The organism is Phaeobacter sp. (assembly GCF_022825805.1).
Classification (GTDB): domain Bacteria; phylum Pseudomonadota; class Alphaproteobacteria; order Rhodobacterales; family Rhodobacteraceae; genus Phaeobacter.
In genome coordinates this window covers 1-9,878 of sequence record NZ_JAJDWC010000150.1, presented here as the reverse complement: position 1 = coordinate 9,878, position 9,878 = coordinate 1, and the positions used below count along the sequence as shown (strand labels likewise).

General features: G+C 59.1%; 5 protein-coding genes, 1 pseudogene and 1 riboswitch. Of the genes and pseudogenes, 5 read left to right on the top strand and 1 reads right to left on the bottom strand.

Annotated features, from left to right (window positions below; genetic code table 11):
* Positions 1-190: 190 nt before the first annotated feature.
* Positions 191-268, top strand: a riboswitch (SAM riboswitch).
* Between the two features lie 60 nt (positions 269-328).
* From metZ to ptsP, 5 genes are all read left to right on the top strand, one after another.
* Positions 329-1,519: an O-succinylhomoserine sulfhydrylase gene (metZ, locus tag Q0C28_RS16910; protein ID WP_293577540.1), complete on the top strand. Its 1,191-nt coding sequence runs from the start codon at positions 329-331 to the stop codon at positions 1,517-1,519.
* Between the two features lie 572 nt (positions 1,520-2,091).
* Complete coding sequence (gene folE2, locus Q0C28_RS16905) at positions 2,092-3,195, top strand: GTP cyclohydrolase FolE2 (protein WP_293577538.1); 1,104 nt, start codon at positions 2,092-2,094, stop codon at positions 3,193-3,195.
* Between the two features lie 1,253 nt (positions 3,196-4,448).
* Positions 4,449-5,897 carry a TrkH family potassium uptake protein gene (locus tag Q0C28_RS16900; RefSeq protein WP_293577537.1) on the top strand — a complete coding sequence of 483 codons (1,449 nt, stop codon included), beginning with the start codon at positions 4,449-4,451 and terminating at the stop codon, positions 5,895-5,897.
* Between the two features lie 155 nt (positions 5,898-6,052).
* Positions 6,053-7,291: an aspartate kinase gene (locus Q0C28_RS16895; RefSeq protein ID WP_293577536.1), complete on the top strand. Its 1,239-nt coding sequence runs from the start codon at positions 6,053-6,055 to the stop codon at positions 7,289-7,291.
* Positions 7,292-7,333: 42 nt separating this feature from the next.
* Entirely contained in the window at positions 7,334-9,574 is a 2,241-nt protein-coding gene (gene ptsP, locus Q0C28_RS16890; RefSeq protein WP_293577535.1) for a phosphoenolpyruvate--protein phosphotransferase, read from the top strand.
* A gap of 166 nt (positions 9,575-9,740) precedes the next feature.
* On the opposite strand, the pseudogene Q0C28_RS16885 reads toward ptsP, so the two are convergent.
* Positions 9,741-9,878: pseudogene (locus Q0C28_RS16885) on the bottom strand (IS5/IS1182 family transposase); the annotation flags it as partial.

The following is a 9,878-nucleotide window of genomic DNA, read 5'->3' as shown; positions in this document are numbered from 1 at the left end:
GCGAATACACGTCTTCGAACTTCATAAGTCGAACTTCCTGTAACACTTCTGTCCGCTTCATAACGCCTCCTTTCGGAGACATGATAAAACCGGACAGATCGCATGTTACCTACACCGGACATATCGCTTGTTAGCGACATGCGGCGCCACAGGGCCTTGACCAATAGGCGGTTTGAGCGTATCGCAACCACACAGATATCGTGGCGATTTGTACCGGATTGCGGGCCACGTAAAACATTCCCGCTAAAGAGGTCAGGATGTGAAGGACCCCCTTTCGCTTGGCCGAATGGGGGTTTTTTGATGCGCGAGAGGCGCAAGGAGTGAAGCGATGAGCGAGAGTTGGAACAGCCGGACCAAATTGGTGCATGGTGGCACACGCCGCAGCCAGTACAATGAGGTCAGCGAGGCGATCTATCTGACGCAGGGCTTTGTGTATGACAGCGCAGAGCAGGCCGAGGCCCGGTTTATCGAAACCGGCGATGATGAATTTATCTATGCCCGCTATGGCAACCCAACGGTGGCGATGTTCGAAGACCGCATTGCCGCGCTGGAGGGCGCGGAGGACGCGTTTGCCACGGCGTCTGGCATGGCGGCGGTCAATGGCGCTCTGACGTCGATGCTGAAGGCGGGTGACCACGTGGTGTCGGCCAAGGCGCTGTTTGGGTCCTGTCTCTATATTCTCGAAAATATCCTGACCCGCTTTGGGGTTGAGGTGACCTTTGTGGACGGCACTGATCTGGATGCCTGGCGCGCAGCGGTGCGCCCCGACACCAAGGCTGTGTTCTTTGAATCGATGTCGAACCCGACGCTCGAGGTGATCGACATTCGGGCGGTCGCGGAAATCGCCCATGCGGTGGGCGCGCGTGTTGTGGTGGACAATGTGTTCTCGACGCCGGTTTATTCCGAGGCCATCGCACAGGGCGCTGATGTGGTGATCTACTCGGCCACCAAACACATCGATGGTCAGGGCCGTGTCCTCGGCGGGGTGATTTTGGGCACCAAAGACTTCATCCGTGGCACGGTTGAACCCTACATGAAACACACTGGCGGCAGCCTGAGCCCGTTCAACGCCTGGACCCTGCTGAAAGGGTTGGAGACCATTTCCTTGCGGGTCAACGCGCAGACAGAATCGGCCTTGGCCCTTGCAGAGGCGCTGGAGGGTCATCCAGCCCTGGCGCGCACCATTTATCCGGGCCTGCCGGGTCATGCACAAAATGGCCTGATCCAAACCCAATTGGGTGGCCGTGGCGGGACTGTGTTGTCGCTGGATCTCAAGGGTGGCAAGGACGCGGCTTTTGCGTTTTTGAATGCGCTGCGCATCCCGGTGATTTCCAACAATCTTGGGGACGCGAAATCGATCGCCACCCATCCGGCCACCACCACCCATCAGCGGCTGAGCGAAGAACAGCGCGACGAGTTGGGCATCACGGCAGGGCTGGTGCGGTTCTCGGTCGGTCTGGAAGACCCGCAGGATCTGATCGCTGATCTGCGCCAGGCACTGGATGGGGTTCTGGCCTAAGGCAGCCCGGCCTGAACGCGATTTGGCCTGAATCCGGCCTGGCCTTAACGAGACCTGGCCCTAACGCGACCTAGCCTCAAACGATTTGATCTGAAAAGGGTGCGGTCAAACCGCTCCTGCCGGGATCATTTCTGCGGTGCTCAGCCCCGTTTGGTCACCGCGGGGGTCGTGATGATAGCGGGGCTGATGATGTTTTGGCCGACAGTAGCGCAAGCTGTGACGTTTTGGCGGCCATCTCCGTCGGCCTTCTGGCTGGTCGTGCTGTTAAAAACTGTTTATTTTCTGTTGACCCAAGGGAGAAATGATCCATCTCCCTCAGCAGAAGAGTTGCAAGGGTAAGCTGCCACCAGAGCGGCAGCCCGGCGCGGAATTGGTGTCAGTTATTGGGTCGTAGACGGAGGGAACCGCATCGTTTTGCAGATCAGCAAGGCTTCTGTGTGACAAGCGCGAAAATGCGGCGTATTCACATCAGACGCGACGTTTTTGACTGATCCAACGGCCCTGGAATTGCGTAACCGTAAAAATCAATTTGGCTGTCCCTGACCGGCAGCTTTATCGGAGGTCTCCGTTCTATGAACACTCATTTGCGTAATCTGACCACGGCGCCGGATCGTGCGGATGCCGAGCGTGCGCTCGATCTGCTGCGCCATTGGGCCAGCTCCGCCACTGAGACCGAAATCGCACAGCTGGATCCGGCTGTCGCGCGCCTGTTGCCAGATGCGCCGGTGGGGAACTATCCCGATCTGTCGCGCACCTACCCAGAGGGTTTTGAGGTTGACGCGGCCTATCGCGGCACCCTGCCGGATCTGCAAAACGGGCCATCCAGCCTGATCCGCGGTGCGCATCAGCAGATCCAGCATGTGGGCATTTCCAATTTCCGCCTGCCGATCCAGTTCCGCACCCGCGACAATGGCGATCTGACGCTGGAAACCAGTGTGACCGGCACCGTCAGCCTGGAGGCCGACAAGAAGGGCATCAACATGTCCCGGATCATGCGGTCGTTTTACAAGCATGCGGAGCGGACCTTCAGCTTTGAGGTGATGGAAGCGGCGCTGGATGACTACCTGAACGATCTGGAGAGCATGGACGCCCGGCTGCAGATGCGGTTTTCCTTTCCGATGAAGGTGCAGAGCCTGCGCTCCGGTCTGTCCGGTTATCAGTATTACGATATCGCGCTGGAGATCGTGGAGCGCGCAGGCCAGCGGATGAAGATCATTCATCTGGACTACGTCTATTCCTCGACCTGCCCCTGTTCACTGGAGCTGAGCGAGCACGCACGCAGCGCCCGTGGTCAATTGGCGACACCGCATTCGCAACGGTCGGTTGCGCGCGTATCGCTGGTGCAGGAACCAGACGCGCCCTGCCTGTGGTTCGAAGACGTGATTGAGCATTGCCGCCGCGCGGTGCCCACCGAAACGCAGGTGATGGTGAAACGCGAAGATGAACAGGCCTTTGCCGAGCTGAACGCAGCCAATCCGATCTTTGTCGAAGATGCGGCGCGTTTGTTCTGCGAAGCGCTGCAATCGGATCCGCGTGTCGGTGATTTCCGGGTGGTGGCCAGCCATCAGGAAAGCCTGCACAGCCATGATGCGATCAGCGTACTGACCCAAGGTGACACATTTGCCAGCGACAGCATCGACCCCAAGCTGTTTGCGACGCTGATCCATCAGGGGTGATCTGTCAGCCTCATTCGCGCCTTGAGTGTTTGGAGCGGCGAGCCGCTAGACCATGATCTGACAGCCTGTTGAAATATTGAAACCGCCTGCATGTTTTGTGGGCGGTTTTTTGTTGTTTTGCGGATTTTGGCCGATCATTTTGCGCTGCAGCAATTTTTATGCTGCGTTGCGTCATTTCTGTGCTAGCCTTCATGCAACCCTGGGGTGTTTTTGTGCGTTTTGCGATCCGGATCGGACTTGGGGCCAACTGGCTGGTGCGTTTGGCCTGATCATGAGCTCTTGGTGTTGCGGCAGGTATCACGGCAGGTGTCACGGTGGGCATCGCTGCTGCGCATCTGGTTTGCTCTGTCCTGGCGTCCTGACGCCCTGGGGTCTGCTTGCCTTGTCCTACAGGAGACGACGATGATTGCGTTTTTCGACCCAAAGAAACTACCCAATAGTCCGGCAGCTGCGTTTGGGGCTGCGATGGGACAACAGTTGCGTCTGTGGCAGGGCACGGTCGCGCTGATGGGGCAGGTGCCCTATCTCCAGATGGAGATGGCTCGCCAGATCCTGGCGGTTAACGGGGTCCGCGTCCAACCAACGGCAGATACCCCTGTGCCACCAAAGCCGCGCAAGCCTGCGCGCCCGGCAGCGAAACGGCGAGCGAAGCCGGTGGTAGAGGCGGTGGTGGAGCCAGCCGACAAACCTGCAGTGGAGCCAGCCGCCAAGCCTGTTGCGAAAACTGCCGCAAAACCCAAAGCCGCCGCCAAATCAGCCACCAAACCTGCAACAAAAACGATGCGCAAGGCGGCCAATAAAACCGGTAACAAACCAGCGAGCCAAACATCGCACAAAGCAGCAGGGGAGCAGCCTGGCACCGCGCCGCGGCCAAAAGTGGTGAGACCTGCATCCGCGAAAAGCGCGCAACCATTTGCAAGCCAACGGCGGTCGCCCCCCGCAGCGGCGGCATCCACCAAACCTGCAAAATCGGCGCCACCAAAGCCACAGCTTGCAAAAGTGTCCGCCCGTCGGCAACCCAGCCCCCCGCCCAGTTTGCCGCCCAGCTTGCCATCCAGTTTGCCAACCAGCCTGCGCGCGGCGGCGGAAACGCCGGAGGTGCCGCTGCAAAATGAGACGCCGCCCGCTGCGAAGCGAGGCCGCGCCGCAGCAACAGGCCCAATCGCCGCACCGCCACGGAAATCTGAGGCATCCGACAGCTGAGCCTGCCCGATGGCTTGACACCGCTCGCTGCTGGGGCCAACGCTGCCGCCATGTTAGATCTGCGTCCGGTTGGATATGTCATCGGCCTTCTGCTGGCCTGTCTCGGCGTCACCATGCTGTTTCCGCTGGCCATCGACCTCTACGATGGTCAGGCGGATTGGTGGGTGTTTCTGCAAAGTGCGATCCTATGCATCCTGTCCGGGGTGTTGATGGCCTTCAGCTGTGCCAATTCGGTGCGCGAGGGGCTGACCATTCAGCAGACGTTTCTTGTGACCACTTTGGTGTGGTTGGCGTTGCCGGTCTTCGGCGCGATCCCTTTTGTGTTGGGACCGACGGATCTGCGGTATGTGGATGCGTTTTTTGAGGCCATGTCGGGGCTGACCACGACGGGGGCGACGGTGTTGTCCGGTTTGGAGACGTTGCCACGGGGCTTGCTGCTGTGGCGCGGTATTCTGCAGTGGCTGGGCGGGATCGGCATCATTGTTGTGGCGATGGTGTTCCTGCCGGAACTGCGCGTTGGTGGGATGCAGATCTTCAAATCCGAGAGCTTTGATACCTTTGGAAAAATCCTGCCGCGAGCGCAGGCAATCGCGAAGCAGATCGCATTGATTTATGTGTTGCTGACGGCGGCGTGCATGGTGGTCTATATGATGTTCGGCATTGGCGTGTTTGATGCGCTGGTCCATGCGCTGACAACGTCATCGACGGGTGGTTTTTCCAACTATGATGCCTCATTTGGGGCGTTCTCCGGCCCGGCGGAATATGCTGCGACAGTCTTTATGATCCTCGCTGCGCTGCCGTTTGTCCGCTATGTCCAGCTGATCAATGGCCAAACGACACCGCTGCTGCGGGACAGTCAGATTCGTGGGTTTCTGGTCACCATTGCGGTGTTGGTGTTGGTGGCGACGCTGGTGCTGTTTTGCACATCCCCCCACGGGGCGGAGCGTGCGCTGCGGGAAGCGTTGTTCAATATCACCTCGATCATTTCGGGCACCGGCTATGCCAGCGCGGATTACATGCAATGGGGCAGCTTTCTGGTTACGGTGTTCTTCTTCATTGGGTTGATCGGCGGCTGTGCGGGATCGACCGCCTGTTCCGTGAAGATCTTTCGCTACCAATTGCTGCTGGCGTCGATCCGCGTGCAGATCCAGCGGATCCATTCGCCACATGGTGTGTTTATTCCCCGCTATGAGGGGCGGCCGGTGAACAACGAAGTGCTCAGTTCGGTGATTTCCTTCTTCATGTTCTTTGTGGTGACCCTGGGCATCGTGGCCTGGGCGCTGGCGCTGACGGGGCTTGATTTTGTCACGGCCTTGTCTGGTGCGGCCAGTGCCCTGGCCAATATCGGTCCGGGATTGGGGGATACGATTGGGCCGGCCGGGAACTTCTCCAGTTTGAACGATCCGGCGAAATGGATTCTCAGTGCCGCGATGTTGATTGGACGATTGGAATTGATGGCGGTTTACGCCATTCTGACGATCCGTTTCTGGCGCAGCTAGTCAATATGACGAAATGGATGTCATATCACGCATCATATCTGCGTGCGCCATCGTCATATTGACATGTACCATCACAATCGCTGCCCTTGCCCTCCGGGGGCGGCTCGCATATGAGGCGGGGAGTTGAAACCCGCAAGCGTACGGAGAGACGCCCCATGCCCGTTCTTGTGATGAAATTCGGCGGCACATCGGTTGCCAATCTGGACCGGATCCGCCGCGCGGCCAAACGCGTTGGTGTCGAAGTTGCCAAAGGCTATGACGTGATCGTCATCGTGTCGGCAATGTCGGGCAAGACCAACGAATTGGTGGGTTGGGTCAATGAGACCTCGCCGTTGTATGATGCCCGCGAATATGATGCGGTTGTCTCATCCGGTGAAAATGTGACCGCAGGCCTGATGGCGCTGACGCTGCAGGAGATGGATGTACCGGCCCGCAGCTGGCAGGGCTGGCAGGTGCCGCTGAAGACCAATTCCGCCCACAGCCAGGCGCGGATCGAAGAGATCCCGACCGACAATATCAATGCCAAATTCGGCGAAGGCATGCGGGTTGCGGTTGTCGCGGGTTTCCAGGGCATCAGTCCCGAAGGCCGGATCACCACGCTGGGCCGTGGTGGATCCGATACAACGGCGGTGGCATTTGCGGCGGCATTCGACGCTGAGCGTTGCGACATCTACACCGATGTGGATGGGGTCTATACCACGGATCCGCGGATCTGTGACAAGGCGCGCAAGCTGGATCGGATTGCGTTTGAAGAAATGCTGGAACTGGCTTCGCTTGGGGCCAAGGTTTTGCAGACCCGCTCGGTTGAGTTGGCGATGCGCTACAAGGTGAAACTGCGCGTTTTGTCCAGTTTCGAGGAACAATCGGACGAGGCCGGAACTCTGGTCTGCGACGAGGAGGAAATCATGGAATCCAATGTTGTGGCCGGTGTGGCCTATTCCCGTGACGAAGCCAAGCTGACTGTGCAGTCGGTCGCCGACCGTCCTGGCATCGCCGCAAGCATCTTTACCTCGCTGAGCGACGCGGGTGTGAATGTGGACATGATCGTGCAGGATATCTCCGACGAGGGTCGCACCGACATGACATTCTCCTGCCCGACCGACCAGGTGGCCCGCGCTGAACAGGCGCTGCTGGCGATCAAGGAAAAGGGCGAGCTGAACTACGCGGAGCTGTTGGCGGACAAGGATGTTGCCAAAGTGTCCGTGGTCGGCATCGGCATGCGCTCCCAATCCGGCGTGGCCGCTAAGATGTTCAAAATCCTGTCTGATGAAGGAATAAACATCAAAGTGATCACCACATCCGAAATCAAGATTTCGGTGTTGATCGACCGGAAATACATGGAACTTGCGGTGCAAGCACTGCATGATGCCTTCGAACTGGACAAGGCGGCCTGATCCGATTGGGACGCCTGACACCAAAACAGCGTGAACGGCTCCATGGCGAAGACCACCGATTCTGAAAGCCGCAACCTGTTGATGCGGTTGCGCGAGGCCATGGCTGGCGATGACGCTGGCCAGGCCCGGCTGGATAAGATCACTCAGCTGATCGCGGACAGCATGAAGAGTGAAGTGTGCTCGGTCTATCTGTTCCGCGATGAAGACACGCTGGAGCTTTGTGCGACCCAAGGTCTGAACGTGGAATCCGTCCACCAGACCCGGATGCGTATGGGCGAAGGCCTCGTGGGCCGTGTTGCCAAATACGGCAAGGTGATCAACACGCCCGATGCGCCGAGCGCCAAGGGCTTTCGCTATATGCCCGAAACCGGCGAGGAGCGGTTTGCCTCTTTCCTTGGGGTGCCGGTGCAGCGCCTTGGCGAGATGATGGGCGTCCTTGTGGTGCAGTCCAAGGACGCGCGCGAGTTTTCATCAGATGCGGTTTATGCGCTGGAGGTGGTGGCCATGGTCATCGCCGAGATGGCGGAGCTGGGTGCCTTTGTGGGCGAAGGGGCGGCGCTGTCGCCGTTGCACCAGCAGCCGGTGCTGATGCGCGGGACCATTGCGCAGGAAGGCGCGGTGGAGGGCCATGTCTGGTTGCATGAACCCCGCGTTGTGGTCACCAATCCCATTGCAGATGATCCGCAGACCGAATTGGAGCGGCTCACCGAAGCGGTGGAAGAGCTGCGCGTGGGCGTCGACAAGATGCTGCAGGTCACCCAGACCGGCGACAAGGAACAGCTGCAGGTTCTGGAAGCCTATCGGATGTTTGCCAACTCGAAGGGTTGGATGCGTCGGATGGAAGAAGATATCGCCCGCGGTCTGAGCGCCGAAGCGGCGGTGGAGAAAGAGCAATCCCAGGCGCGTGCGCGGATGCTGCAGGTGCAGGATGCCTATCTGCGCGAACGGTTGAGCGATCTGGACGATCTGTCCAACCGGCTGCTGCGGATCCTGACGGGGCAGGGCAGTGCCACGGGCGCTGAAATGCCCAACGATCCGGTGCTGGTGGCTCGCAACATCGGGCCGGGCGAGTTGCTGGAATATGGCCGTTCGCTGCGCGGTATTGTGCTGGAAGAGGGGTCTGTGGGCTCCCATGCGGCCATCATCGCGCGGGCGTTGGCGATCCCGCTGGTGGTGCATGCCAAACGGGTGACCACCGAGGCGCTGAATGGCGATCACATCATGGTCGATGGTGAGCAGGGCATTGTGCATCTGCGGCCCGATGACACGATTGTTTCGGCGTTCCGGGACAAGATCGCGATGCAGGCCCAGGCGCAGGAGCGCTATGCCTCGATCCGGGACAAACAGGCGGTGACCCGGGATGGCAGCCGGGTGCGCTTGATGATGAATGCCGGACTGATGGCGGATCTGCCGTCGCTGGAGAATTCCGGCGCCGAAGGCGTTGGCCTGTTTCGGACCGAACTGCAGTTTCTGGTGCGCAACCAGATGCCCAAACGGTCCGAGCTGGTGGCGCTGTACCAGCGGGTGTTGGACTCGGCCAGTGGCAAGCGGGTTGTGTTCCGCACCTTGGACATCGGGTCGGACAAAGTGCTCCCCTATATGAAGCCCACAGACGAGCCCAACCCGGCGCTTGGCTGGCGGGCCATCCGTGTGGGTTTGGACAAACCTGGTGTGATGCGGATGCAGTTGCAGGCCTTGATCCGCGCTGCCAATGGCCGCCCCCTGACGGTGATGTTCCCCTTTGTGGCCCAGTTCGAAGAGTTCCGCGCGGCCCGCGCCGAGATCGACAAAACGCTGGAGCGTGAGCGTCGTTTGGGACATGTCTTGCCCTCAAAGCTTGAGGTTGGGGCGATGCTGGAAACCCCATCGCTGGCTTTTGCGCCGCAGAAGTTTTTTGACGAGGTGGAGTTCCTGTCCATCGGTGGTAACGACCTGAAGCAATTTTTCTTTGCTGCCGACCGTGAGAACGAGCGGGTGCGCAAACGCTATGACACGTTGAATGTCAGCTACCTCAGCTTCATCTCGCAGATCGTTGAACGCTGTGAGATTTCTGGCACGCCACTGAGTTTCTGCGGCGAAGATGCGGGGCGCCCGATCGAAGCGGTGTGCCTGGCGGCCATGGGCCTGCGGGTGCTGTCGATGCGCCCGGCTTCGGTGGGGCCGGTGAAATCCCTTTTGATGCGGGTGGATCTGGCAGAAATCCGCAAGATCATCGTCGATGCCCGCCATCGCGGCGACCAGACCGTGCGTCCGGCCGTGATGCAATATCTGCGCGATATCTGATCCGTTTTGCCAATAGCCTGCTCCCTTTAGGGAGTGGCTAATGGAGTAGATCGTATCACTCTAAGGTTGAGTTGTATCTCGGCGCTCAAGGAATCGTTCATTTAGGGACGTTTTTGGCTGTCTTTTGTTGCGATATTGAAGGCGTCTGAAGGCACCTTAAGTATCATTAGGCAGCCGACTCATAAAACTCGATCCACAGTCTGACGGATGCCAGTTTGATCATCGACAGGAAATTGCGTGACGTCTTTTCGTATCGGGTTGCGATGCGACGGAACGAGGCTTTCAGCCTGCCAAAGAACCGCTC